Genomic DNA, 25262 nt, shown 5'->3' with positions numbered 1-25262 from the left:
ATCATGACCGAATCAGTACGTGAAAATCAGTCCCAGCCCCTGGGCACCACTGAAGTCCCCAGCGAGTTCGCCTCGCTGTTGATGCAAGAATTCAAACCCAAGACCGAACGCGCCCGCGAAGCCGTCGAGACCGCCGTGCGCACGCTGGCCGAACAGGCCCTGGCGCAGACTGACCTGGTGTCCAACGACGCCATCAAGTCGATCGAATCGATCATCGCCGCCATTGACGCCAAGCTCACCGCCCAGGTCAATCAGGTCATCCACCACCCCGACTTCCAGCAACTGGAAAGCGCTTGGCGTGGCCTGCACTACCTGGTCAACAACACCGAGAGCGACGAGCAGCTCAAGATCCGCGTGCTCAGCATCTCCAAGACCGACCTGCACAAGACCCTGAAGAAATTCAAGGGCACCGCGTGGGACCAGAGCCCGATCTTCAAGAAGATGTACGAAGAAGAATACGGCCAGTTCGGCGGCGAACCTTACGGCTGCCTGGTAGGCGACTACTACTTCGACCAGTCGCCACCGGATGTGGAACTGTTGGGCGAGCTGTCGAAAGTCTGCGCCGCCATGCACTCCCCGTTCATTGCCGCGGCATCGCCAACCGTGATGGGCATGGGCTCGTGGCAGGAACTGTCGAACCCACGGGACCTGACCAAAATCTTCACCACACCGGAATACGCCGGCTGGCGTTCGCTGCGTGAATCGGAAGACTCGCGCTACATCGGCTTGACCATGCCGCGCTTCCTGGCACGCCTGCCCTACGGCGCCAAGACTGACCCGGTAGAAGCCTTCGCCTTCGAAGAAAACACCGACGGCGCCGACAGCTCCAAGTACACCTGGGCCAACGCCGCTTACGCGATGGCGGTGAACATCAACCGTTCGTTCAAACACTTCGGCTGGTGCTCGCGCATCCGTGGCGTGGAGTCTGGCGGTGAAGTGGAAAACCTGCCGGCGCACACGTTCCCGACCGACGACGGTGGCGTGGACATGAAGTGCCCAACCGAAATCGCCATTTCGGACCGCCGTGAAGCGGAACTGGCGAAAAACGGGTTCATGCCGCTGCTGCACAAGAAAAACACCGACTTCGCCGCGTTCATCGGCGCCCAGTCGTTGCAGAAACCGGCCGAATACGACGACCCGGACGCCACCGCTAACGCCAACCTGGCCGCGCGCCTGCCGTACCTGTTCGCCACCTGCCGTTTCGCTCACTACTTGAAGTGCATCGTGCGCGACAAGATCGGCTCCTTCAAAGAGAAGGACGAGATGCAGCGCTGGTTGCAGGACTGGATCCTCAACTACGTCGACGGTGACCCGGCGCACTCCACCGAGACCACCAAGGCCCAGCATCCACTGGCAGCGGCCGAAGTGATTGTCGAAGAAGTCGAAGGCAACCCGGGGTACTACAACTCCAAGTTCTACCTGCGCCCGCACTATCAGCTCGAAGGGCTGACCGTGTCGCTGCGCCTGGTATCGAAACTGCCTTCGGCCAAGGGCGCGTAAAAGAGGTTTTGTTGGAAAGGACTCGCCCCTTTGTGGGAGCGGGCTTGCTCGCGAATGCGGTTGATCATTCAACGTTGATGTCGGCTGACCCGACGCATTCGCGAGCAAGCCCGCTCCCACAGGTTCCGTGTCCTGACTGACATCCAACGATATTTCGCAAGGTCGGCGTCAATCAAACAATGTGGTAGAGACCACACAGGGAGAAAACATGGCTGTTGATATTTTCATCAAGATCGGCGACATCAAGGGCGAGTCCATGGACAAGGCCCACAAGGACGAGATCGACGTCCTGAACTGGAGCTGGGGCATGTCCCAGTCCGGCAACATGCACGTGGGCGGCGGCGGTGGCGCGGGCAAGGTCAACGTCCAGGACCTGTCGCTGACCAAGTACGTCGACAAGGCTTCGCCGAACCTGATGATGCACTGCGCAAGCGGCAAGCACATCGACAAGGTCAAGCTGACCGTGCGCAAGGCCGGCGGTGAAAGCCAGGTCGAGTACATGATCATCAACCTGGAAGAAGTGTTGGTCACGTCCCTGAGCACCGGCGGCTCGGGCAGCGATGATCGCCTGACCGAAAACGTCACCCTGAACTTCGCCAAGGTGCTGGTGGACTACCAGCCACAAAAAGCCGACGGCACCAAGGAAGGCGGGCCGGTCAAGTTCGGCTGGAACATCCGTCAGAACGTCAAGGTGTGATCGAACACGCCCCCGGTGCCGCGCGCCGGGGGTGTTTGGTGCTTGCTCGAATCCATTCCTTTCCCACCCGGTATCTGAGTCATGGCCAAGCCTTCGTTTATCAATTTGTGGAACAGCTATCCTCCCTACCCGTCCGCCACTCCGGCTTGCGATGGTCCTTATATCAACCAGTGCGCCATCCGGATGAGCATCGCCTTGTGCGGGGAAAAGACCTTACCGGTCAACTCATCGACTTATACGCTGGATCCTCTATGCGCCCATGGACATGCCCGCGGCGCGGAGTCATTGGCCAATTGGCTATGGAAGAAGAACCGCCTCGGCCCGCCGAAGATCTACACCAACAGCGTGGTAGACCACACGACGCTGATGGGCAAGACTGGAATCATCTTCTTCAAAGACTGCTATCAGCAAAGTAGCGACACTGCCGGCAGACCTACCGGAGACCATATCGACCTGTGGAACCGTGGCTTGACCAAAAGTGGTGACCTGTTCTCGCGTTCGAAAGCCATTTGGTTCTGGGAGCTTGCGTGATGCGTAGTCTCTTGTTCTTTTCAGCACTGACGGCAAGCCTCGTCAGCCTGAGCGCATGCGCCGAGCAAAAAGCAGACACTCCAGCAGCATTCACACAGGCGGTTTTTGTCGGGCAGCCCGTGAGTTTGATCAACGACCAAGGTCGCTGCACGATCGTCAAACCCGATAAGAGCCACCTGTCGCTCGACATAGAGTGGCCTTGCCAGTTTAGCCTGAACCAGGATCGACAATTGCGCGTCGAGACTTTTAACCAGGTGCCGATCTTTATGGTTGAGCGCAGTGAACATATGCCAGCTCCCAGCCGCGATTGCCTGACTAAGCTCCAGGCAGTGCGCCAGGTCAAGGGAACGTTTGAGCTCTCGGATGTTAACCAATTCGCCTCCTGCGGCCCTGGCCAGTGGGATCAAAAAATGTATACGGGTTTCTTTCGGTGGTAACCGAAATCGCCACCCGCGATCGCCTGCAACCGTCCCTGCTGGACCGGTTGACCGACGACGATCCGACCAATCCCAAGGAAAGCGCCGACAAGCGCGTGTTGTCGCTCACCCAGTTGAAAGCCTCGGTGCTGCGCGACCTGGCGTGGTTACTCAACACCACTTCGTTACTCGATGCCGACGCAACGCTGCACACCCCGGCGGGTACTTCGGTGGTCAATTTCGGGCTGCCGGCACTGGCCGGCAACAGCGCGTCGAACGTCGACATCCCAGCCTTGGAAGCGCTGATTCACCAGGCCATTGCCACGTTCGAACCGCGCATCCTGCGTCACACTTTGCGGGTGCGAGCCCGGGCGACGGCCGAGATGAACCACAACGCGTTGAGTTTCGAAATCGAAGGCGATCTTTGGGCTCAACCCGTGCCATTGCGCCTGATGCTGCAAACCGACCTGGACCTGGAGTCCGGGCATGTGCGTGTGGTCAACGCCGACCAGCGGAGGCGCCCATGAACCCGCGCCTGCTGGAGCTGTACAACCAGGAACTGCACCACGTGCGCGAAAGCGCGGCGGAGTTCGCCAAGGAATACCCCAAGATCGCCAGTCGGCTGACGTTGTCCGGCATGGACTGCGCCGACCCGTATGTCGAACGTTTGCTGGAAGGGTTCGCCTATCTGACAGCGCGGGTGCAGCTCAAACTCGACGCTGAGTACCCGACCTTCACCCACAACCTGCTGGAAATCGCCTACCCTCATTACCTGGCGCCAACGCCGTCGATGACCGTGGTGCAACTGCAGGCCGACCCGGATGAAGGCTCGTTGAGCAGCGGTTTTGCGCTGCCACGGGACACCGTCATGCGCGCCGCCCTGGGGCGCGAAACCCAGACCTGCTGCGAGTACCGCATCGCCCACGCGGTGACGTTGTGGCCACTGCAGGTCAGCCAGGCCGAGTACTTCGGCAACCCGTCCGCCGTGCTCGGGCGCTTGGCCGCCAGCGAGCCGAAGGCCAAGGCCGGCCTGCGCCTGACCCTGCGCACCGGCGCCGAACTGCCGTTCAAAAGCCTGACCCTGGACAACCTACCGCTGTACCTCAGCGGCGCCGACGAACAGCCCTTCCGCCTCTACGAGCAACTGCTGGGCAACGCCTGCGCGGTGTTCGCCCGCCAGCCCGGTGGAGATTGGGTGGAACGCCTGCCGCAAGACGCGCTGCGCTCACGCGGCTTCGATGACGCCGACGCCGCGCTGCCGGTGGTGTCACGGGCCTTCCAGGGCTACCGCCTGTTGCAGGAATACTTCGCCCTGCCCCACCGTTTTCTGTTTGTCGACTTCACCCAACTGAGCCGGGCGGTCAAGCGCTGCGACGGCCAGGAACTGGAGCTGATCGTGTTGTTCGACCGTCACGACCCGAGCCTGGAAGGCAGTGTCGGTGCCGCGCAGTTCCTGCCGTTCTGCACCCCGGCCATCAACCTGTTTCCCAAGCGCCTGGACCGCATCCACCTGTCGGAACGGGTCAACGAACACCACGTGATCGCCGACCGCACCCGGCCGATGGATTTCGAAGTTCATTCGCTGACCGGCCTCACCGGCCACGGTACCGGGCCGGAGCAACCGTTCCTGCCGTTCTATGCCGTACGCGATCCGTCTCGATACGGTCGCGACCTGGCCTATTACACGGTGCGCCGTGAGCCGCGGGTATTGTCCAGCGACCAACGACGCAACGGGCCGCGCTCGACCTACATCGGCAGCGAAACCTTCGTCAGCCTGGTGGACAGCCAGCAGGCGCCCTATCGCCACGACCTGCGCCAACTGGGCGTGACGGCGTTGTGCACCAACCGCGACCTGCCGCTGTTCATGAGCGTGGGCAACGGCAAGACCGATTTCACCCTGGCCGACAGCGCGCCCGTTGCGGCGGTGCGCTGCGTGGCCGGGCCGAGTCGTCCGCGGGCCAGCCACGCCCACGATGCCAAGGCCTGGCGCTTGATCAGCCAGCTATCGCTGAACTACTTGTCCCTGAGCGAACAAGGCCAGGGCGCAGCCGCCCTGCGCGAGCTGCTGCGCCTGTACGGCGACAGCAACGATGCGGCCTTGCAGTTGCAGATCGAAGGCCTGCGCGAAGTCAGCAGCAAAGCCTGCACCCGACGCTTGCCGATGCCCGGCCCGATTGTGTTTGGTCGTGGCCTGGAAATCACTTTGGAGTTCGATGAAAACGCGTTTCGCGGCACCGGGGTGTTCCTGCTCGGCGCGGTGTTCGAGCGCTTCCTGGCACGCTACGTGTCGATCAACAGTTTTACCGAGACGGTGATCCGTACCACCGAACGCGGCGAGATCATGCGATGGAAAGCCAAGCCCGGACGTCGTCCGACCCTGTGAGTACCCTGGACGCGATGCACCAGGAACCCTGGGAATACGACTTCTTCCAGGCGTTGCGGCGCATCGAGTGCGAATCCCCTGAGCTGCCGCGCCTGGGCCATTCGTTGCGCCTGGCCGATGACCCGCTGCGTCTGGGGCAACAGGCCGAGTGCACCTTCGCCCCGGCCACCCTGGCCTCGGTGCAACCGGGCATCGACGGCGCGCCGGCACGCCTGGAGCAGTTCTTCTTCGGCCTCGGCGGCCCCAACGGCCCGATGCCGCTGCACATCACCGAGTACGTGCGCGAACGTCAGCGCAACAACGCCGACAGCACTAGCAAACGCTTTCTGGATGTGTTCCACCATCGCCTGCTCAGCCTGTTCTACCGGGCCTGGGCCGAAGCGCGGCCGACGGTCAGCCACGACCGCCCGGACGACGACTACTGGTCGGCGCGCCTGGCTGCACTCAGCGGCCGAGGCATGCCGAGCCTGCTCAAGCAAGGGCTGATCCCCGACACGGCGAAGCTGCACTACAGCGGCCACCTGTCGGCGCAAACCCGCTACCCGGACGGCTTGAAGGCCATCCTCAGCGAGTACTTCGGCCTGCCGGTGGAGATCGAAGAATACGTCGGCCAATGGCTGGAGCTGCCAGAGCGCAGCCGCGTGGGCGTCAGTGCCCATCAGCTGGGCGTGGACTTCTGCCTGGGCCGCTACGTGTGGGATCGCCAGCACAAGTTCCGCGTTCGCTTGGGACCGCTCAAGCTGGATGACTACATGGGCATGTTGCCCGGCAGCCAACCGTTCAATGAGCTGGTGGCATGGGTCGCCGAATACCTGGGCCATGAACTGGACTGGGACCTGAACCTGGTCCTGGAACAGCCCGAAGTCCCGGCGCTACAACTCAACGGCCGTTTCCGCCTGGGGTTCAACACCTGGCTGGGGCGCCCCGAAACAGATACCAACGATTTAATACTGGCCAGGCATTACGCCGAACAGGCCAACACCTCACAGACCTCAAGGAGCCATGAGCATGGGTGAAATCAGTCGCGCCGCGTTGTTCGGCAAACTCAACAGCGTGGCCTACAAAGCCATCGAAGCCGCCACCGTGTTCTGCAAGCTGCGCGGTAACCCCTATGTGGAACTGGCCCACTGGTTTCACCAATTACTGCAACTGCAGGACTCGGACCTGCACCGCATCATCCGCCAGTTCAATATCGAGCCGGCGCGCCTGGCCCGCGACCTGACCGAAGCCCTGGACCGTCTGCCACGGGGCTCGACTTCCATCACCGACCTGTCTTCCCACGTGGAGGAAGCCGTGGAGCGCGGCTGGGTCTATGGCAGCCTGATGTTCGGCGAAAGCCAGGTGCGCACCGGTTATCTGGTGCTGGGCATTCTCAAGACCCCAAGCCTGCGCCATGCGCTGCTGGGCTTGTCGTCGGAGTTCGACAAGGTCAAGGTCGAAGCCCTGAGCGAGCGCTTTGACGAATACGTCGGCGACTCCCCGGAAAACGCCCTGACCGCCAGCGATGGTTTCAACGCCGGTGCCGTGCCTGGCGAGGCCAGCGGCGCCATGGCCCCCAGCGCCATGGGCAAACAGGAAGCCCTCAAGCGCTTTACCGTCGACCTCACCGAGCAGGCCCGCAGCGGCAAGCTTGACCCCATCGTCGGTCGCGACGAAGAGATCCGCCAACTGGTGGACATCCTCATGCGTCGCCGGCAGAACAACCCGATTCTCACCGGCGAAGCTGGCGTGGGTAAAACCGCCGTGGTCGAAGGCTTTGCCCTGCGCATCGTCGCCGGTGACGTGCCGCCGTCCCTCAAGGACGTGGAACTGCGCAGCCTCGACGTCGGCCTGTTGCAGGCCGGGGCGAGCATGAAAGGTGAATTCGAACAACGCCTGCGCCAGGTCATCGAAGACGTCCAAGCCTCGCCAAAACCGATCATCCTGTTCATCGACGAAGCCCATACCCTGGTGGGTGCCGGTGGCGCCGCCGGTACGGGTGACGCAGCCAACCTGCTGAAACCGGCCCTGGCCCGCGGAACCTTGCGCACCGTGGCCGCCACGACCTGGGCCGAGTACAAGAAGCACATCGAAAAAGACCCGGCCCTGACCCGTCGTTTCCAAGTGGTGCAGGTGGCCGAGCCGTCGGAAGACAAAGCGCTGCTGATGATGCGCGGCGTGGCCTCGACCATGGAAAAACACCACCAGGTGCAGATCCTCGACGAAGCCCTGGAAGCCTCGGTCAAACTGTCCCATCGCTACATTCCCGCGCGCCAGCTGCCGGACAAATCCGTGAGCCTGCTGGACACCGCCTGCGCCCGCGTCGCCATCAGCCTGCACGCTGTGCCGGCCGAAGTGGACGACAGCCGTCGGCGCATCGAAGCGCTGGAAACCGAGCTGCAAATCATCGCCCGTGAACACGCCATCGGCATCGCCATCGGCACCCGCCAGACCCAGAGCGAAAACCTGCTGAGCGCCGAGCGTGAACGCCTGACCGAGCTGGAGAACCGCTGGGCCGAAGAGAAAACCCTGGTGGACGAACTGCTCGCCACCCGCGCCACCCTGCGCGAACGCGTTGGCGTGGTGGACAGCGAGGACGGCAGCGAAACCAGCCACGCCCTGCGAGAGAAATTGGTGGATCTGCAACAGCGCCTCACGGCCCTGCAAGGCGAAACCCCATTGATTCTGCCGACCGTGGATTACCAGGCCGTGGCCTCGGTGGTGGCTGACTGGACCGGTATCCCGGTGGGCCGCATGGCCCGCAATGAACTGGAAACCGTGCTCAACCTCGACCAGCACCTGAAGAAACGCATCATCGGCCAGGACCATGCCTTGCAGATGATCGCCAAACGCATCCAGACCTCCCGCGCCGGCCTGGACAACCCGAGCAAGCCGATTGGCGTGTTCATGCTCGCCGGCACCTCCGGCGTGGGCAAGACCGAAACCGCCCTGGCCCTGGCCGAAGCCATGTACGGTGGCGAACAGAACGTCATCACCATCAACATGAGCGAGTTCCAGGAAGCCCACACCGTGTCTACCCTCAAGGGTGCGCCACCGGGCTACATCGGCTATGGCGAAGGCGGCGTGTTGACCGAGGCCGTGCGGCGCAAACCGTACAGCGTGGTGCTGCTGGACGAGGTGGAAAAAGCCCACCCGGACGTGCATGAAATCTTCTTCCAAGTGTTCGACAAAGGCGTGATGGAGGACGGTGAAGGCCGCGTGATCGACTTCAAGAACACCTTGATCCTGCTGACCACCAACGCCGGCACCGAGCTGATTGCCCAGGTCTGCAAGGACCCGCAGAACGTGCCCGAGCCCGAAGAAATCGCCAAGGCCCTACGCCAGCCGCTGCTGGAAATTTTCCCGCCGGCACTGCTGGGCCGCCTGGTGACCATTCCGTACTACCCGCTCAGCGACGAGATGCTCAAGGCCATCACCCGCCTGCAACTCAACCGCATCAAGAAGCGCGTGGAAAACACCCACAAAGTGGCTTTCGACTACGACGACGCGGTGATCGACCTGATCGTCTCGCGCTGCACCGAAACCGAAAGCGGCGGACGCATGATCGACACCATCCTGACCAACAGCCTGCTGCCGGACATGAGCCGCGAGTTCCTGACCCGCATGCTCGAAGGCAAGGCGCTGGCCGGCGTGCGGATCAGCGCCCGGGATAACGAACTGCAGTACGACTTCAGCGACGCGGCCTGATCTGACGGAACACAGATAACCCTGTGGGAGCGAGCAAGCTCGCTCCCACAGTGGAGATTCGGTTCCTTCAGCTATTACAACTTGCACGGGACACTCGATGTTATTCAACCAAGCCTCACGCCTGGCAAAGATCACCAGCCCCCTGGGGCCGGAGGTGCTGCTGCTCAAGGACATGGGCGGTGGCGAAGAGCTGGGGCGGCTGTTCAACTATGAGTTGCAGCTGCACTCGCTGGACAACGCCATCGACCTCAACCAGTTGCTCGGCAAACCCATGTGCGTGAGCCTGCAGCTGGACGGCGGTGGCGAGCGTCATTTCCATGGCATCGTTGCCCGTTGCAGCCAGAACATCGACCAGGGCCAGTTCGCTAGTTACCAGGCCACGCTGCGGCCCTGGTTGTGGCTGCTGACTCGCACCTCCGATTGCCGGATTTTCCAGAACCTGACCCTCCCGCAGATCATCAAGCAGGTGTTCCGCGACCTGGGCTTTTCCGACTTCGAAGATGCCCTGAGCCGCCCCTACCGTGAGTGGGAATACTGCGTGCAGTACCGCGAAACCAGCTTCGATTTCGTCAGCCGCCTGATGGAGCAGGAAGGGATCTACTACTTCTTCCGCCATGAGCAAGGCCGTCATGTGCTGGTGCTGGCCGATGCCTACGGCGCTCACGCCAACGCGCCCGGCTACGCGTCGGTGCCCTACTACCCCAAGAATGAACAGCAGCGCGAGCGCGACCACATCCACGATTGGCACCTGGCCCAGGAAGTCCAGCCCGGTTCGCTGGAACTCAACGACTATGACTTCCAACGCCCCAGCGCGCGCATCGACGTGCGCTCGGCCATGCCGCGCCCGCACACCGCCGGCGACTATCCGCTGTACGACTACCCCGGCACCTACGTGCAAAGCGAGGACGGCGAACACTACGCCCGCACCCGCATCGAAGCCTTGCAGACCCTGCACGAACAAGTGGAGCTGGCCGGCAACGCCCGGGGCCTGGGCTCAGGTCATTTGTTCAGCCTCACCGGCTTCACCCGCCAGGACCAGAACCGCGAATACCTGATCGTCGGCGCCCGCTATTACATCTCCCAGGAAAGCGGCGAAACCGGCGGCGGCGCGCCTTCGGCACAGTTCGAAAGCAGCCTGACCTGCATCGACGCCCAACAAAGCTATCGCCCATTGCCCAACACCCACCGCCCCATCGTCAAAGGCCCGCAGACCGCGTTGGTGGTGGGCCCCAAAGGTGAGGAAATCTGGACCGATCAGTTCGGCCGGGTGAAGGTGCACTTCTACTGGGACCGTCACGACCAGTCCAACGAAAACAGCTCGTGCTGGATTCGCGTGTCGCAATCGTGGGCCGGGAAAAACTGGGGCTCGATGCAGATCCCGCGCATTGGCCAGGAAGTGATCGTCAGCTTCCTCGAGGGCGACCCGGACCGGCCGATCATCACCGGTCGCGTCTACAACGCCGAACAGACCGTGCCCTACGATTTGCCGGAAAACGCGACGCAGAGCGGCATGAAAAGCCGTTCGAGCAAGGGCGGCACGCCGGCGAATTTCAACGAAATTCGCATGGAAGACAAAAAAGGCGCCGAGCAGCTGTACATCCATGCCGAGCGTAACCAGGACATCGTGGTCGAGGTGGATGAAAGCCACTCGGTGGGCCACGACCGTAACAAGAGCATTGGGAATAACGAGACGGTGACCATCGGCAACAACCGCCTGCGCATCGTCAAGCAGGAGGACATCCTGTCCGTGGGCCAACGCAAGACCGACAGCATCAGCCAGAGCTACGTCATTGAAGTGGGCGAGAACCTGCGCCTGGTGTGCGGCGAAAGCATCCTGGAGCTCAACGCCAGCGGCCAGATCAACCTGACCGGTGTGCAAATCAGCTTCTACGCCAGCGGCGACGCCGAGTTCAACACCGGCGGCGTGCTGCACCTGAACAACGGCGGCGGCCCCGGGGCCACGCCGGATGGCCAGGGCGTCAAGGGCAGCATCGATGCCAACATCCAAGCCGCGTTCCCTGCACCCAAGGGCTAACCTCGAGATTTCTGCGCCATGACTTACCGCCTCAATGAATTCCAGCTCCAGCTGCCGCCCAGCGAATTGCTGGACGCGACGATCAACATCCTCAAGTTCCCCGAGCTGGGCACGTCCTTGATCGTCAGCCGCAGCTTGCTGGCCGAGGATGAAACCCTGCAAAGCAACCTCGACGACCAGCTCAAGCGCCTGGAAAAACAAGTCCAGGACCTGCGCTGCCAACCGGGCGCCACCGTGCGCGTAGGCGCCAGCCAGGAAGTCGAAGCCATCGAGCTGCGCAGCCAGTTCAACAAGGGCAACGAAAAGGTCTTCCAGTTCCAGTTGGCCCTGGTGCTGCCGGGCACCCGCAAGATGCTTGCCCTGAGCTATGTAAAAGCGGAAAAACTCGGCGATGCCGAGGCGGCGCATTGGGCGACGATCAAGGGTTCGTTATTGTTTGACGTGCCGGCCTGATGAGCGACCTGCATGTCTGACGCACTCTGGGCCGCCCGGCTGGGCGATGCGCTGGACCACACCTCGATGATGGCCGATATTCTCGGCGGCGTGCTGGAGGTGGCGGCCAATATTGCGATCACCGCCGTGGCAACGGCTGCCGTGGTCGCTGCCACGGGCATCACGGTTGTCACCGGCGGGTTGGGTTGCTTGCTGCTCGGCGCGGTAGTGGGCGCCGTGGTTGGCCTGGCCATGAGTAAAACCGGTGCCGACAAGGGGCTGAGTAATATTTGCGAGGGCATTGGCAACGCCCTCTTCCCGCCCACGGTGCAGGCCAACATCCTCACCGGCTCCACCAACACCCTCACCAACAACATTCCTGCGGCCCGTGCAGCCGGGGCGATTCAGTCCCACGTCGCGCCGGCGGGCACCGAGCTTGAAGAGCCCGAGCCACAAGCCGAACCCAGTTATCTGGACATGGCTGAAAACTTCTTTTCGCAGATGTGGCGCCCCACCGTCGCCACGCCTGCCCCCGGCGCCGTGCCCAAGCCGCTGGACATGGTCGTCTGCATGAAGCATCCGCCGATGCCGCCGCAGTTTCTGGCCGAAGGCTCGGACAAAGTCACCATCAACGGCCAGCCCGCCGTGCGCAGCGGCGACCGCAGTACCTGCGATGCCAAGGTCGTGTCGTCCGGGTTGATTTCATCTGACGTGACCATTGGCGGCGGCTCGGTGGTGGTGCGCGAGATCCGCAGTGGCAAGACCCCGGGCGTGGGCCTGGCCGTCACCGCACTGCTGATGCTCAAGGGCGGCAAAGGTAAATTCCTCAGTAACCTGCCGTGCATGCTGATCGGCGGCGCGGCGTCCATGGTGGTCAGCAGCGCTATAGGTGCCGCGGCCAATGCCTCCATGGGCTCGTCGAACCCGGTGCATGCCGCCACCGGGGCTAAAGTCCTGGGCGATGTGGAGGAGATGGACTTCGTCCTGCCGGGCATCTTGCCGATCGACTGGCAACGCTTCTACAACAGCCGCGACGAGCGCCGTGAAGGCTTGTTCGGTGCGGGTTGGAGCGTGGGCTACGAAGTGCGCGTAGAAATCCTGCCTCACCCGGAGGGCGGTGAAACGCTGGTCTACACCGACGAACAGGGCCGGCGCATCGACATGGGCACCATTCCCCTGGGCGGCGCCGTGTTCAGCCCCGGGGAAGGGCTCAGCGTACGGCGGCACGCCAACGGTGAATTGCTGATCGACAGCACAGACGGGCTGTACCGACTGTTCGAGCCGACCCCGGGCCGTGCGCCGTCGCTGCGCCTGAGTCAGCTGGGCGACCGCAACGACAACCGCATTTACCTCGACTACGACGACACCGGTCGGTTGGTACAGCTGCGAGACACCTTCGACCTGACCCGCATCGCGCTGGTGTACCACGAGCGCTGGCCGCAGCGGGTCAGCCGCATCGACCGGCTCTACGCCGATCAACGCCGTGAAGTGCTGATGCACTACGGCTACGACACCCAGGGCGATCTGGCCGAAGTCCGTCAGTCCAACGGTCAGGTGAAACGCCGCTACGCCTACGATGCCGGACGGCGCATGGTGGAACACCAACTGCCCACCGGGCTGCGCTGTTTCTACGAATGGGCCTGGATCGAAGATCGCGAATGGCGGGTGGTCCGGCACTGGACCGACGAGGGGGACACCTACTCCTTCGACTATGACCTGGCTGCCGGGACTACGCGCATCACCGACGGTTTGAACCGCATCAGCACCCGTCGCTGGGATACGCGCTATCAAGTCACCGAAGCCATCGATGCCCTGGGCCGTACCTGGGCCTTCCAGTGGAACGACGAAAGCCAGTTGGTGGCGGCGACCGCTCCCAACGGCGGGCAGCATCAATTCAGCTACGACGAAGCGGGTAACCTTTGTCAAACGTCTGACCCGCTCGGACGCAGCGAGTCAACGCTGTGGCTCGAACATTGGGCCCTGCCCCTGACCGAAACCGATGCCGCGGGCAATACCTGGCAGTACCGCTATGACGCCCGTGGCAACCGCATTCGCGAAACCGATCCACTGGGCAACGTCACCCGCTACCGCCATGACGACCACGGTCAGGTGGTGCAAGTCATCGACGCCGCCGGTAAACGCAAAACCATGCGCTGGACGCCCCTTGGCCAGCTCAGCGAACACACCGATTGTTCCGGTTACACCACGCGGTTCAGTTATTGCGAACGCGGGCTGTTGCTCAGCAGCACCGACGCATTGGGGGAACGAACGCTTTTCAGCTATGACGACCAAGGCAGGCTGCTGAGCAAGCAATTGCCGGACGGACGCACCGAGCAATACCAGCGCGATGCGAGCGGCCAGTTGATCGGCTACAGCGACCCCGCCGGGCATACCACGCATTTCCAGCACACCCTGACCGGGCAACTGCGCGTGCGTACCGACGCCCATGGCCGCCGGGTGGAACTGAGCTACGACAACTATGGCCGCCTGTTGGCGCTGACCAACGAAAACGGTGAGCGCTACCGGTTTGCCTGGGACGCCGCCGACCGCTTGACCGCCCAGCACAGCCTGGACGGTAGCCTCAAGCGCTACGCCTACGACCCGCTGGACAACGTCACCCGCGTGGAGGCGCTCGCCGTTCCTGGCAGCACCGACCTGGACCTCTCACCGCAGGCACCGATCATCCATGCGCTGGAACGCGATGCGATGGGCCGGCTGGTGGCCAAAATCACCGAGGACGGCCGCACCGAATATCGCTATGACGCGCTCGATCAGGTCAACGCCATCACCTTCACCGCGCTTACCGGTGAGCAGCAAAGCATCGGCTTGAGCTACGACGCGCTCGGGCAACTGATCGCCGAGCAAGGCTGGGCCGGACGCCTGGAGCATCGCTACGATGAGCTGGGCAACCTGACCCAGACGCAGCTCCCCGATGGCCGCTGGCTGAACCGCCTGCATTACGGCAGCGGCCACTTGCACCAGATCAACCTCGACGGCCAGGTCATCAGCGACTTCGAACGCGACCGCCTGCACCGTGAAGTGCTGCGCACCCAAGGGCGCCTCAGCACCCGCAGCGAATACGACCGCAGTGGTCGCCTGCGCGCCCGCCAGCGCCGGCAACAGGGCCAGTCCGCGCTGTTGCCGCCGGCGGCGCAATCGCTGTTTGGCTATGACAGCAGCGACCAACTGGTGGAACGCTTCGACAGCCAGCCTGACGCCTCTCATCGCCAACTGCTGCACTACGACGCCACCGGCCGCATTCTCGCCAGCCAGGACAACCTCCAGGGCCAGCGTGAAGGCTTCGCCTATGACCCGGCCGCCAACTTGCTCGATAGCCTGGGCACCGGCCAGGTCGCCCATAACCGTTTGCTGACCTATCAGGACAAGCGCTACCGCTATGACGGTTTCGGCCGCATGGTGGAAAAGCGCAGCGCCCAGCGCGGTGTCCAGCGCATGCGCTACGACGCCGAACAGCGTTTGGTGGAGGTTCACAACGATAACGGCTCGGTCGTGAAAATGACCTACGACCCGCTGGGGCGGCGCATCGAAAAAGCCGAATACAACCGCCATGCCACCCTGCTCAGCCGCACCCGCTTCACCTGGGATGCGTTGCAGTTGCTGCAAGAGCACCGCGATAGCCAGACCAGCCTCTACATCTACGCCGATGACGGTCACGAACCGCTGGCAAGGGTCGACGGCCTGGGTGAACACCAGAAAATCCGTTACTACCACAACGACTTCAACGGCCTGCCCGAACAACTCTCGGAAGCCGACGGCCACACACTTTGGCGGGCCCGCTATCAGGTGTGGGGCAACACCGTCGAAGAGCTGCGCGAACCGTATTACATAGAAGAGCAGAACCTGCGGTTCCAGGGCCAATACCTGGACCGGGAAACCGGCCTGCACTACAACACCCTGCGCTTCTACGACCCGGACATCGGCCGCTTCACTACACCCGACCCCATCGGCTTGGCGGGTGGGCTGAACCTCTACCAGTACGCGCCAAACCCGGTGAGCTGGATCGACCCCTCGGGCTTGATGAAATGCTCGACGCCCCCCAAGGGCCGCAAGGTCAACCGCACGGTTTATCGTTTTGAAGAGCCAGGGCGGATCAGCACGACCTGGACCGCCCACAAGTGGAACGTTGCATCCAGACACCGTTACACCGCCCCCGGACTGGGTGGTGTCTATGGCGCCAACTCACGCAAGACCGCCATGGGCGAAGTCAATCACTGGGGTGTGGATCTGTCCACCCGGGTGCTGGTAAGCAAGAAAGTGCAGCTCAACAACGTCCTGGATTTGACCCGGGCTGACGTGCGTAAGCAATTGGGCGTTTCCCTCAAGAGCATTACCGGCGACAAATACACCCAGACCCATCAAATCGGTGCCTGGGCCAAGGCCAATGGTTATGATGGGATCCTGGCGCCATCGGCGCGAAACCCGACCGGCAGCAACTTGATTTCCTTTGCAGGTTTTTAAAATGGGACTGGAAGACGAATACGTCGGCGATGCCGCTTGGCAAACTTTCGTGCGCTTGTACGAAGAGGACTACCTCGACGACAACGCCCGCACGCTGGCCAAGGCCATGGACGACCACCTCGACATGGCGGTGGTGCTCTACGGCAAAAGGGGACTCAAGGAAGGGTTCTGGTGGCTGGAACAGACCGTGCCTGCCCTGGGCAACAAACGACCCGCCGATTGCCTCAAGACGCCGAAGCTGATCAATCGCCTGAAAATGGCCTTGATGAGCATGCCGTAACCATCCACTAGGTGAAGAACCCTTGTGGCGAGGGAGCTTGCTCCTACAGGCTAACCCACCCATTCTGGGTGCAGCTCTGTGGGAGCAAGGCTTGCCCGCGATGGCAATATGACTAACCCCGCAAAAACGCCCGATGCAACTCCTCCAACGTCTCAAAGTGATACGCCGGGCTCTGCGCACTCAACTCCTCATAACTGCCAAACCCATACCCCACCGCCGCCGCATCCAGCCCATTACTGCGGGCGCCGATCAGGTCGTGTTTGCGGTCGCCGATCATCAGGGTGTTGGCCGGGTCGAGGCCTTCTTCGGCGATGAGGTGGGCGATCAGCTCGACTTTGTCGGTGCGGGTGCCGTCCAGTTCGCTGCCGTAGATCACCTTGAAGTGACGGGCGAAGTCGAAGTGGCGGGCGATTTCCCGGGCGAAGACCCAAGGCTTGGAGGTGGCGATGTACAGCTGTCGGCCCTGGCCGCCCAAGGTTTCCAGCAGCGGCATCACGCCGTCAAAGACCCGGTTTTCGTACAGCCCGGTGACCTTGAACCGTTCGCGATAGAAACCCACCGCGTCCCAGGCCTTCGCTTCGTCGAAGTCATAGAACTGCATAAAAGCCTGCAACAGCGGCGGGCCGATGAAGTGCTCGAGGCGGGTCAGGTCGGGCTCGTCGATGCCCAGTTTGCTCAAGGCGAACTGGATCGAACGGGTGATGCCCTCACGAGGGTCGGTGAGGGTGCCATCGAGGTCGAACAGTACGGTCTGGTAATGCATGAAAATTCCTGGGCAATGGCGGGACGATTCAGATCTGGTCGTAGCCTTCAGCCAAATGCAGATCCTTGAGCTTCACGTAATTCGCCGCGCTGTAGGTGAAAAAGGCGCGCTCCTTGTCAGTCAGTAGCCGGGCCTGTTTCACCGGGCTGCCCACGTACAAAAAGCCGCTCTCCAGCCGCTTGCCCGGCGGTACGAGGCTGCCGGCACCGATGATCACATCATCTTCAACGATAGCGCCGTCCATGACGATGCTGCCCATGCCGATCAAGACCCGGCTGCCCACGGAGCAACCATGGAGCATGACCTTGTGGGCGATGGTCACGTCGTCGCCGATCAGCAACGGGAAGCCATCGGGGTTGAAGGGGCCGGCGTGGGTGATGTGCAGCACACAGCCATCCTGGACGCTGGTGCGGGCGCCGATACGAATGCGGTGCATGTCGCCGCGAATGACTGTCAGCGGCCAGACGGAGCTGTCTTCGCCGATTTCAACGTCGCCGATCACCACCGCGGTGCTGTCGACGAAAGCGCCCCGGGCAAGCCGTGGGCTGTGATTCTGGTACGTGCGAAGGGTCACGATAGGCTCTCTCTTTTTGGCTGATAGCGGCTGCTAGCTGCGGTGAACGTCGATTGTAATTAAGATGGGCCCATGTTTCTTCCAGCCAAGGTGTCAACCGTGAGCGTGAACAACCCTCTTTTGCAGTCCTACGACCTGCCGCCGTTCTCGGCGATCCGTGCCGAACACGTGCAACCGGCCATCGAGCAAATTCTGGCTGACAACCGTGCCGCCATCGCCCAGATCCTTAAAACCCAGGGCCAGCAGCCTACCTGGGCCGGCCTGGTGCTGGCGATGGACGAGCTCAACGATCGTCTGGGCGCCGCCTGGAGCCCAGTGAGCCACCTCAACGCCGTGCGTAACAGCCCCGAACTGCGCGAAGCCTACGAGGCCTGCCTGCCGGCCCTGAGTGCCTATTCCACCGAACTGGGCCAGAACCGCGAGTTGTTCCAGGCCTTCGAGGCCCTGGCGAGCAGCCCCGAAGCCGACGGTTTCGATGTGGCGCAAAAAACCATTCTGGAACACTCCCTGCGTGATTTCCGCCTGTCGGGCATCGACCTGCCGCCCGAACAGCAGAAGCGCTACGCCGAGGTGCAAAGCAAGCTGTCCGAACTGGGCAGCCGCTTCTCCAATCAACTCTTGGACGCGACCCAGGCCTGGACCAAGCACGTCACCGACGAAGCCACCCTCGCCGGCCTGACCGATTCGGCCAAGGCACAAATGGCCGCGGCCGCCCAAGCCAAAGAGCTGGACGGCTGGCTGATCAACCTGGAATTCCCTAGCTACTACGCGGTAATGACCTACGCCGAAGACCGCGCCCTGCGTGAAGAAGTCTACGCCGCCTATTGCACCCGCGCGTCGGACCAAGGCCCGAATGCGGGTCAGAACGATAACAGCCCGGTGATGGAAGACATCCTCGACCTGCGTCAGGAACTGGCCCACCTGCTGGGTTTCGCCAATTTCGCAGAACTGAGCCTGGCGACCAAAATGGCCGAATCCAGCGATCAGGTGCTCAGTTTCCTGCGCGACCTGGCCAAGCGTAGCAAACCGTTTGCCGCCCAGGACCTGGAACAGTTGAAGGCCTACGCCGCCGAACAGGGTTGCCCTGACCTGCAAAGCTGGGACAGCGGGTTCTACGGTGAAAAGCTGCGCCAGCAGCGTTACAGCGTCGCTCAGGAAGCCCTGCGCGCGTACTTCCCGATCGACAAAGTATTGAGCGGTCTGTTCGCCATCGTGCAACGCCTCTACGGCATCGAGATCGCCGAACTGAAAGGTTTCGACACCTGGCATCCAGACGTGCGTCTGTTTGAAATCAAGGAGAACGGCCAGCACGTCGGCCGTTTCTTCTTCGACCTCTATGCCCGCGCCAACAAGCGTGGCGGCGCCTGGATGGACGGCGCCCGCGACCGTCGTCGCACGTTCGATGGCGTACTGCAAAGCCCGGTCGCCAACCTGGTGTGCAACTTCACCCCGGCCGACAGCGGCAAACCCGCGCTGCTGACCCATGACGAAGTCACCACCCTGTTCCACGAGTTCGGCCATGGCCTGCACCACCTGCTGACCCGCGTCGAACACGCCGGCGTGTCGGGCATCAACGGCGTGGCCTGGGACGCCGTGGAACTGCCAAGCCAGTTCATGGAGAACTGGTGCTGGGAGCCCGAGGGCCTGGCGCTGATTTCCGGGCACTACGAAACCGGCGAACCCCTGCCCCAAGACCTGCTGGAAAAAATGCTCGCGGCGAAAAACTTCCAGTCCGGCCTGATGATGGTTCGCCAATTGGAGTTCTCGCTGTTCGACTTCGAGCTGCACGCCACCCACGGCGACGGCCGCAGCGTGCTGCAAGTGCTCGAAGGCGTGCGCGACGAGGTGTCGGTGATGCGTCCACCGGCCTACAACCGTTTCCCCAACAGCTTCGCCCATATCTTCGCCGGTGGTTATGCGGCGGGCTATTACAGCTACAAATGGGCGGAAGTGCTGTCGGCCGATGCATTCTCCAAGTTCGAAGAGGATGGCGTGCTCAACGCCGACACCGGGCGCGCCTTCCGTGAGGCCATCCTGGCCCGTGGCGGCTCTCAGGAGCCGATGGTGCTGTTCGTCGACTTCCGTGGTCGTGAGCCGTCGATTGACGCACTCTTGCGCCATAGCGGCCTCACCGAGGACGCGGCAGCATGAGTGAGGGGCCTGTGATTACCAAAAGACGCTTCATCGCCGGGGCGGTCTGCCCGGCGTGCAGCGAGCCGGACAAGTTGATGATGTGGAACGAAGACGGCGTGCCGCACCGTGAATGTGTGGCCTGCGGTTATTCCGACACGCTCAATGAGCAAGGTCTGTCGGTGCCCAAGGAGTTGGGCACCCGGGTCAATACGTCGGCGCTTAAGGTGCCGGACGCCAAGGTTCAGGCGGTGCAGTTTTTTCCTAATCCCAAGTTGAAGAAAAAAACCGACTGAATTATTCGGTATCACCTTCCGGGTCGCCAGGCCCGGAAGCGATACATATATACCGCCAGGCGCCACACCTTCCTGCCCAGACTGTTTTCACCTACAGACTGACAGGAAGATTGCCCCATGCCCACCGATGACAATCCGCTGTTGCAGGCCTATGACCTGCCGCCTTTTTCGCTGATCCAAGCCGAACATTTTTCACCCGCTCTCGATCAGATCATTGCCGAAAGCAACTATCAGGTGGCCGAGATCATCAAGACCCAAACACCGTTTCCCACCTGGGACGACCTGGTGTTGACCATGGATGAAATACACGCACGATTGAAGGGGTTCGGCTACGTGCTGGACCGTTTGACCTCAACCAGGACCGACGCCGCCTGGGCGCAGGCTTCGCTCGACTGCAGCGCACGGCTGCAGGCGTTCCAGGGATCGCTGAAGCACAATCCCAAACTGTATCAACTCTACCAGCGCTTGGCCGACAGCCAGATAGCCAGGCTTTTCGAGCCGGCGAGAAAAAAAGCGTTGGAAAAAATCCTGCGGCAATTTCGCCAGAGCGGGTTACCTCCCCCCCCCTCACAGGCAGATGTGGAAGATCTGAAGCTACGTATCCAAGGCGCCCGGTTCTTGTTCCTGGAACTCTTGCAAGAGGCCAACAGAGCCTGGAGCAAAGCGTTTGACGATGAAGCTCAATTGAGCGGCTTGCCATCGTCCTTCAAACAACGCATGGCCGACCAGGCGCGTGAAGGCGGGCTCACAGGGTGGTTGCTCAAGCTCAATGAGGAGTCGTTTCGCATCGTCACCCGTTACGCTGACGATCGCGCCTTGCGCAAGCAAATGTACATTGCCTACAGCACACGCGCCTCGGATCAAGGGCCGCATGCCGGCGTGTTCGACAACGGCGAAGTACTTGGTCAATTGCTCAGGGACCGTCACCAGCTCGCCACCCTGCTGGGTTATTCGAATTACGCTCAAATGGTGCTCGAACCGGAGCAAGCCGAGTCCCCCGAGCAGGTTCTGGCGTTCTTGCGAGAACAGCTGCAACTGCAACAAAGCGTTTTCGTCCGGGACGCTGAACAGCTCAAGGCGTTTGCCACAAAACAAGGTTTCAGCGAGCTCCAACCTTGGGACTACCCGTACCTGACGGAAAAGCTTCGTCAGCACACGGCGGGAATTTCCAAGCAAGCGCTAAGTGCCTGGTTTGCGCTGGAATCAACTTTTTCACAGCTTCTGCTGATCGCCAGGGAGTTGTTCGGGGTGAACTTCATCGAACGTGATGATGTGGCTACCTGGCACCCGGACGTGCGTCTTTTTGAAGTCCGCGAGTGGGGAGAGGTCATTGGTTACATCTATTTCGATCCGTTCGAAGATGCGAATCGAGACGGTTTCCCTAATACCACCACCCTACGAAACCGACACGTCACCGCTGAGGGACGGCCCCGGCACCCCATCGCCGTCCTGCATGGCTGGCTGCCGCGCGGCTCAGAGGCAAACCCTGTGTTGCTCGACCACCTGCAACTGCGAATCCTCTTCCACGAATTCGGCCATTGTTTGCACCATGTATTGACCCGGGCGGAATATCGCGACGTTTCGGGCATCACGGATCTATCGCGCGACACTTCCGAGTTTGCGGGGGTGTTGTTCGAACAATGGTGCTTCTCCAAGCAATGCCTGGTTCGTATATCAAAGCATTACCAAACCGGGGCGGCGATGCCTGACGAAGTCGCCGATCAGTTGCTGACCTTCGCCAATACCCAGGCCAGTTGGGAAACCGCTACCCTTTTGCGCAACGCGCTATTTGATATGGCGTTGCACCGAACCCACGGCGACGGGCGTACCGCCCAGCAAGTATTCGATCAAGTCAGTGCACAAGTAGGGCATTTGCCCGTGTTCGCGAACGAACGCTGGCCCAATGGCCTGGACTACATGGTGACCGGCTACGCGGCCAGAATTTACACCTACGCCTGGTCGAAGGAATTGGCCATGACCGTGTTCCAAAGATTCAAGCGCGACGGACTGTTCAACGCGACAACAGGCCGGGCGTTGCGCGAAACAATATTCGGCCCGGGCGACTCACGCCCGCTGTCTGAATCCATCGCGGTCTTTTTCAGGCACACCCCCGATCACCGCGCAGAAGTGCGACCTAAGGGTCAAGGTGAGCCGCCGTCGTGGTTGAATTGACCCAGCCTTTCAGGGAGCAAAGAGCAAACACACTGGTGCTGCAATCGCCGTTCGCCAATGCAACGCGGAGTTTTTCGACATCGGCCTGCATCACGTAACGGATGCCATCCTTGAAGTGATGGCTGTCACCGAAGCCGCCTTCACTCATTTCGTTCAGTGCGTCCTCTTTGCTCCAACCCTGTACGACCACCCTGTACATGGCCGCCACCAAACCGGTGCGGTCCGAGCCGTGCTTGCAGTGCATCAGCACGGGGCCGTTGGCCTCGGCAACCTGGACGGCGCGCAAGGCTCTGAGTATGTCGCTGTCGTCGACATGGTTGGTGCGATAAGGCAACTGCACCTGCTGGATGCCAGGCGTGGATAACCAGCTCGCATCCGATTCAGGCAGAAATGTAATGACCGTGCCGATATTGAGTTTCGTCAGCAAGGGTAAGGCACCGCCGTCCGGCAAGGAACTGCGGTAAAGCGTTGGCGACATCTGATAAAGGTTGTAATGCATTTCCACCGGTTGGGCCCATTCGGCAGGCCTTGCCTCAGCCAAATCGGCCGCCAGGGCCTGGGACATGGCAAACACGTTGAGCAAGGCCAGGCAGAGCAACGAACGGGAACAGAGCTTAAGCATGCGCGCGCGACCGAAAACGAAGGAGTTCGAGGCGCCTAGTTTCGGCTCGAGCCGGTTAAAAACCTGTGAGCCAAATGTCAAAGCGTCGTGAAGAGGATGCATGGGGTATTCCAGCACCTGGTCGGGCTGCTGAATGGCACTGGCCTAAATTAAATACAGCGAATACTGTATGCACATACAGCAATCGGAGTATTCCCATGCCTGCCCCCCTTCCACCACGCGGCCGCGGCACCGCTACCAACCCGCACAACCGCTTCGCCCCGAGTCGCTCGGTGGTCGAAGATGACGGCTGGTATCAGGAAGTACCGCCAACCCAAGGCACCGAAGTGCGCATCGAAATGGCGAAGACCATCATCACCCGCAATACGTCACCGGATATTCCTTTCGATCGCTCGATCAATCCCTACCGGGGCTGTGAACACGGCTGCATTTACTGCTATGCGCGGCCCAGCCACGCCTATTGGGACATGTCGCCGGGGCTGGACTTCGAAACGAAGCTGATCGCCAAGACCAACGCTGCCGATGTGCTGGAGGAACAACTGTCCAAGCGTGGCTATCAATGCGCGCCGATCAACCTGGGCTCCAATACCGACCCTTACCAGCCCATCGAACGCGAGCAGCGAATCACCCGCAGGATCCTGGAGGTGCTGCTGCGCTACCGTCATCCGGTGACCATTGTGACCAAGGGCTCGCTGATTCTGCGCGACCTGGACCTGCTGACCGAACTGGCGCAACAGCGCCTGGTGGCAGTGATGATCAGCCTCACCACCCTGGACGATGAGCTCAAGCGCATTCTCGAACCTCGCGCCGCAGCGCCCAAGGCGCGGTTACGGGCGATAAAAGTCATGCGCGAGGCGGGCATTCCCGTGGGGGTGCTGTGTTCGCCAATGATCCCGATGATCAACGACTGCGAAATCGAGAGCCTGTTGACCGAGGCCCATGCCGCCGGTGCGCAGAGCGCCGCCTACATCATGTTGCGTCTGCCGCTGGAAGTGGCACCGCTGTTCGAAGAGTGGTTGCAGGCGCACTACCCGCAACGCGCCGCCCATGTTCTGAGCCTGGTCCGCCAGAGCCGCGGCGGCGAGCTGTACGACAGCCAGTTCGGAACACGAATGCGCGGCGAAGGCCCCTTCGCCGACCTGCTGGCCCAGCGTTTCGCCAAGGCGCTCAAACGTGTGGGGCTTGATCGACGCGAAGGCTACAATCTCGATTGCGAAGCCTTTTGTCCGCCGGGCCGACAGATGTCCTTGATTTAAATACAGTTGACCTTAAATTGGTTTCGGACCTCGGTGGCACAAACGCGCAGAGCACGTTGTTTATGCCTTGTAAGATACGTCCTAGAGCCTTCGATTCAGTTTGAGTTAAGTTTCGGTCGATACCTTGTTCATCGAGTGACTGACAGGTCGAGCATTGCGGCCTGGACGTTTTTTAACCAGCCACTGGCGTCTCAAAGAGGATGAATCATGAGTGACAAGGATAAACAGCCGTTGGCTGTGTCGGCTTCAGCCCAGCCCGAGGCGGAAACCGCCGATGCAGCGCTGCAGCGTATTGTTGACGGTTTTTTGCATTTTCATCACGAGATCTTTCCCCAGCAGGAAGAGCTCTTCAAGAAACTCGCCACCGCCCAGGCGCCCCGGGCGATGTTCATCACCTGCGCCGATTCGCGCATCGTGCCCGAGTTGATCACCCATAGCTCCCCCGGCGACCTGTTCGTGACCCGCAACGTCGGTAACGTCGTTCCGCCTTACGGGCAGATGAACGGCGGCGTCTCCACCGCCATCGAATACGCCGTGCTGGCCCTCGGTGTGCAGCACATCATCGTCTGTGGCCATTCCGACTGCGGCGCCATGCGTGCGGTGCTCAACCCGGACACCCTGGAAAAAATGCCCACGGTCAAAGCCTGGTTGCGCCACGCCGAAGTGGCCAAGACCATGGTTCACGACAACTGCCCGTGCGGCGACGAAAAACAAATCATGCCCATCCTCACTGAAGAGAACGTGATCGCACAGTTGCAGCATTTGCGAACACACCCCTCGGTGGCTTCGCGCATGGCCAACGGTCAGTTGTTCATCCATGGCTGGGTGTACAACATCGAAACCAGCGAAATCAAAGCCTATGACGCGGACCAGGGCCGGTTCCTGCCACTCGATGGCAACCATCCGATACCGGTGGCGACGCCCAAGGCGCGCTTCTAACCGCTCCTAAACATCCTTGCATGGTTCAAGCCTTGCCGCCATTTGCGCGGTCGGGCCTTGCCATGCCTGA

At 61.5% G+C, this 25262-nt stretch carries 20 protein-coding genes; 17 read left to right on the top strand and 3 right to left on the bottom strand.

Annotated elements, in window-relative coordinates; genetic code table 11:
* The first annotated feature begins 3 nt into the window (after positions 1–3).
* From tssC to ACA047_RS00510, 12 genes are all read left to right on the top strand, one after another.
* Positions 4–1500: a type VI secretion system contractile sheath large subunit gene (tssC, locus tag ACA047_RS00565; RefSeq protein ID WP_497355726.1), complete on the top strand. Its 1497-nt coding sequence runs from the start codon at positions 4–6 to the stop codon at positions 1498–1500.
* A 208-nt stretch (positions 1501–1708) separates the two neighbouring features.
* A complete protein-coding gene (locus ACA047_RS00560) occupies positions 1709–2197 on the top strand; it encodes an Hcp family type VI secretion system effector (protein WP_497355724.1) in 489 nt (162 codons plus the stop codon).
* A gap of 81 nt (positions 2198–2278) precedes the next feature.
* Entirely contained in the window at positions 2279–2728 is a 450-nt protein-coding gene (locus tag ACA047_RS00555) for a type VI secretion system amidase effector protein Tae4 (RefSeq protein ID WP_497355722.1), read from the top strand.
* Positions 2728–3165 (top strand): hypothetical protein, encoded by a 438-nt coding sequence (locus ACA047_RS00550; protein WP_497355720.1) that lies wholly within the window; start codon positions 2728–2730, stop codon positions 3163–3165. The genes ACA047_RS00555 and ACA047_RS00550 overlap by 1 nt, the downstream gene beginning before the upstream one ends.
* On the top strand, positions 3159–3671 hold the full coding sequence (gene tssE, locus ACA047_RS00545) for a type VI secretion system baseplate subunit TssE (RefSeq protein ID WP_497355718.1): 513 nt from the start codon (positions 3159–3161) through the stop codon (positions 3669–3671). The genes ACA047_RS00550 and tssE overlap by 7 nt, the downstream gene beginning before the upstream one ends.
* Positions 3668–5527, top strand: coding sequence for a type VI secretion system baseplate subunit TssF (gene tssF, locus ACA047_RS00540; RefSeq protein WP_497355716.1), 1860 nt, complete (start codon positions 3668–3670; stop codon positions 5525–5527). The genes tssE and tssF overlap by 4 nt, the downstream gene beginning before the upstream one ends.
* Complete coding sequence (tssG, locus tag ACA047_RS00535; RefSeq protein ID WP_497355714.1) at positions 5491–6543, top strand: type VI secretion system baseplate subunit TssG; 1053 nt, start codon at positions 5491–5493, stop codon at positions 6541–6543. Before tssF ends, tssG begins: the two co-directional genes overlap by 37 nt.
* Complete coding sequence (tssH, locus tag ACA047_RS00530; RefSeq protein ID WP_497355712.1) at positions 6536–9214, top strand: type VI secretion system ATPase TssH; 2679 nt, start codon at positions 6536–6538, stop codon at positions 9212–9214. The genes tssG and tssH overlap by 8 nt, the downstream gene beginning before the upstream one ends.
* A gap of 97 nt (positions 9215–9311) precedes the next feature.
* Positions 9312–11249, top strand: coding sequence for a type VI secretion system Vgr family protein (locus ACA047_RS00525; RefSeq protein WP_497355710.1), 1938 nt, complete (start codon positions 9312–9314; stop codon positions 11247–11249).
* Between the two features lie 18 nt (positions 11250–11267).
* Entirely contained in the window at positions 11268–11702 is a 435-nt protein-coding gene (locus ACA047_RS00520; protein ID WP_497355708.1) for a DcrB-related protein, read from the top strand.
* Positions 11703–11714: 12 nt separating this feature from the next.
* Positions 11715–16160 (top strand): RHS repeat-associated core domain-containing protein, encoded by a 4446-nt coding sequence (locus ACA047_RS00515; RefSeq protein ID WP_497355706.1) that lies wholly within the window; start codon positions 11715–11717, stop codon positions 16158–16160.
* A 1-nt stretch (position 16161) separates the two neighbouring features.
* The gene (locus ACA047_RS00510) at positions 16162–16440 is read left to right on the top strand and encodes a hypothetical protein (protein ID WP_497355704.1); all 279 of its coding nucleotides are present in this window, start codon (positions 16162–16164) and stop codon (positions 16438–16440) included.
* 112 nt (positions 16441–16552) lie between these two features.
* Here ACA047_RS00510 and ACA047_RS00505 read toward each other — a convergent pair whose 3' ends face one another.
* Positions 16553–17203: an HAD family hydrolase gene (locus tag ACA047_RS00505; RefSeq protein WP_497355702.1), complete on the bottom strand. Its 651-nt coding sequence runs from the start codon at positions 17201–17203 to the stop codon at positions 16553–16555.
* Positions 17204–17231: 28 nt separating this feature from the next.
* Positions 17232–17777, bottom strand: a complete 546-nt coding sequence (locus tag ACA047_RS00500) for a gamma carbonic anhydrase family protein (RefSeq protein ID WP_497355700.1) — start codon at positions 17775–17777, stop codon at positions 17232–17234.
* 99 nt (positions 17778–17876) lie between these two features.
* On the opposite strand from ACA047_RS00500, the gene prlC reads away from it, so the two are divergent.
* The 3 genes from prlC to ACA047_RS00485 all read left to right on the top strand — a co-directional run bounded on the left by prlC (position 17877) and on the right by ACA047_RS00485 (position 22375).
* Positions 17877–19928, top strand: coding sequence for an oligopeptidase A (gene prlC / locus ACA047_RS00495; protein WP_497355698.1), 2052 nt, complete (start codon positions 17877–17879; stop codon positions 19926–19928).
* The gene (locus tag ACA047_RS00490; RefSeq protein ID WP_047230061.1) at positions 19925–20203 is read left to right on the top strand and encodes a YheV family putative zinc ribbon protein; all 279 of its coding nucleotides are present in this window, start codon (positions 19925–19927) and stop codon (positions 20201–20203) included. Before prlC ends, ACA047_RS00490 begins: the two co-directional genes overlap by 4 nt.
* A 141-nt stretch (positions 20204–20344) precedes the next feature.
* Positions 20345–22375: a M3 family metallopeptidase gene (locus ACA047_RS00485; protein ID WP_497355696.1), complete on the top strand. Its 2031-nt coding sequence runs from the start codon at positions 20345–20347 to the stop codon at positions 22373–22375.
* Here ACA047_RS00485 and ACA047_RS00480 read toward each other — a convergent pair.
* Positions 22338–22997: a phosphatase domain-containing protein gene (locus ACA047_RS00480; RefSeq protein ID WP_497355694.1), complete on the bottom strand. Its 660-nt coding sequence runs from the start codon at positions 22995–22997 to the stop codon at positions 22338–22340. The two genes, ACA047_RS00485 and ACA047_RS00480, sit on opposite strands and share 38 nt — an antisense overlap.
* A 197-nt stretch (positions 22998–23194) precedes the next feature.
* Between ACA047_RS00480 and ACA047_RS00475 the strand changes: the two genes are divergently transcribed.
* Together ACA047_RS00475 and ACA047_RS00470 are read left to right on the top strand one after the other, a co-directional pair.
* The gene (locus ACA047_RS00475) at positions 23195–24253 is read left to right on the top strand and encodes a PA0069 family radical SAM protein (protein WP_497355692.1); all 1059 of its coding nucleotides are present in this window, start codon (positions 23195–23197) and stop codon (positions 24251–24253) included.
* 207 nt (positions 24254–24460) lie between these two features.
* The gene (locus tag ACA047_RS00470; RefSeq protein ID WP_497355690.1) at positions 24461–25192 is read left to right on the top strand and encodes a carbonic anhydrase; all 732 of its coding nucleotides are present in this window, start codon (positions 24461–24463) and stop codon (positions 25190–25192) included.
* The last annotated feature ends 70 nt before the right edge of the window (positions 25193–25262 follow it).

This window comes from Pseudomonas sp. LBUM1664 (genome assembly GCF_059695895.1).
Note: the sequence above shows the minus strand (reverse complement) of the source record. Positions and strands in the feature narration are given on the sequence as shown.

Coding starts and splice junctions, on each gene's coding strand:
- ACA047_RS00475 (WP_497355692.1), top strand. CDS start 23,195: ATGCCTGCCCCCCTTCCACCACGCGGCCGCGGCACCGCTACCAACCCG.
- ACA047_RS00550 (WP_497355720.1), top strand. CDS start 2,728: ATGCGTAGTCTCTTGTTCTTTTCAGCACTGACGGCAAGCCTCGTCAGC.
- ACA047_RS00525 (WP_497355710.1), top strand. CDS start 9,312: ATGTTATTCAACCAAGCCTCACGCCTGGCAAAGATCACCAGCCCCCTG.
- tssG (WP_497355714.1), top strand. CDS start 5,491: ATGGAAAGCCAAGCCCGGACGTCGTCCGACCCTGTGAGTACCCTGGAC.
- ACA047_RS00510 (WP_497355704.1), top strand. CDS start 16,162: ATGGGACTGGAAGACGAATACGTCGGCGATGCCGCTTGGCAAACTTTC.
- ACA047_RS00505 (WP_497355702.1), bottom strand. CDS start 17,203: ATGCATTACCAGACCGTACTGTTCGACCTCGATGGCACCCTCACCGAC.
- tssF (WP_497355716.1), top strand. CDS start 3,668: ATGAACCCGCGCCTGCTGGAGCTGTACAACCAGGAACTGCACCACGTG.
- ACA047_RS00520 (WP_497355708.1), top strand. CDS start 11,268: ATGACTTACCGCCTCAATGAATTCCAGCTCCAGCTGCCGCCCAGCGAA.
- ACA047_RS00490 (WP_047230061.1), top strand. CDS start 19,925: ATGAGTGAGGGGCCTGTGATTACCAAAAGACGCTTCATCGCCGGGGCG.
- ACA047_RS00555 (WP_497355722.1), top strand. CDS start 2,279: ATGGCCAAGCCTTCGTTTATCAATTTGTGGAACAGCTATCCTCCCTAC.
- ACA047_RS00515 (WP_497355706.1), top strand. CDS start 11,715: ATGTCTGACGCACTCTGGGCCGCCCGGCTGGGCGATGCGCTGGACCAC.
- ACA047_RS00470 (WP_497355690.1), top strand. CDS start 24,461: ATGAGTGACAAGGATAAACAGCCGTTGGCTGTGTCGGCTTCAGCCCAG.
- ACA047_RS00560 (WP_497355724.1), top strand. CDS start 1,709: ATGGCTGTTGATATTTTCATCAAGATCGGCGACATCAAGGGCGAGTCC.
- tssH (WP_497355712.1), top strand. CDS start 6,536: ATGGGTGAAATCAGTCGCGCCGCGTTGTTCGGCAAACTCAACAGCGTG.
- tssC (WP_497355726.1), top strand. CDS start 4: ATGACCGAATCAGTACGTGAAAATCAGTCCCAGCCCCTGGGCACCACT.
- ACA047_RS00480 (WP_497355694.1), bottom strand. CDS start 22,997: ATGCTTAAGCTCTGTTCCCGTTCGTTGCTCTGCCTGGCCTTGCTCAAC.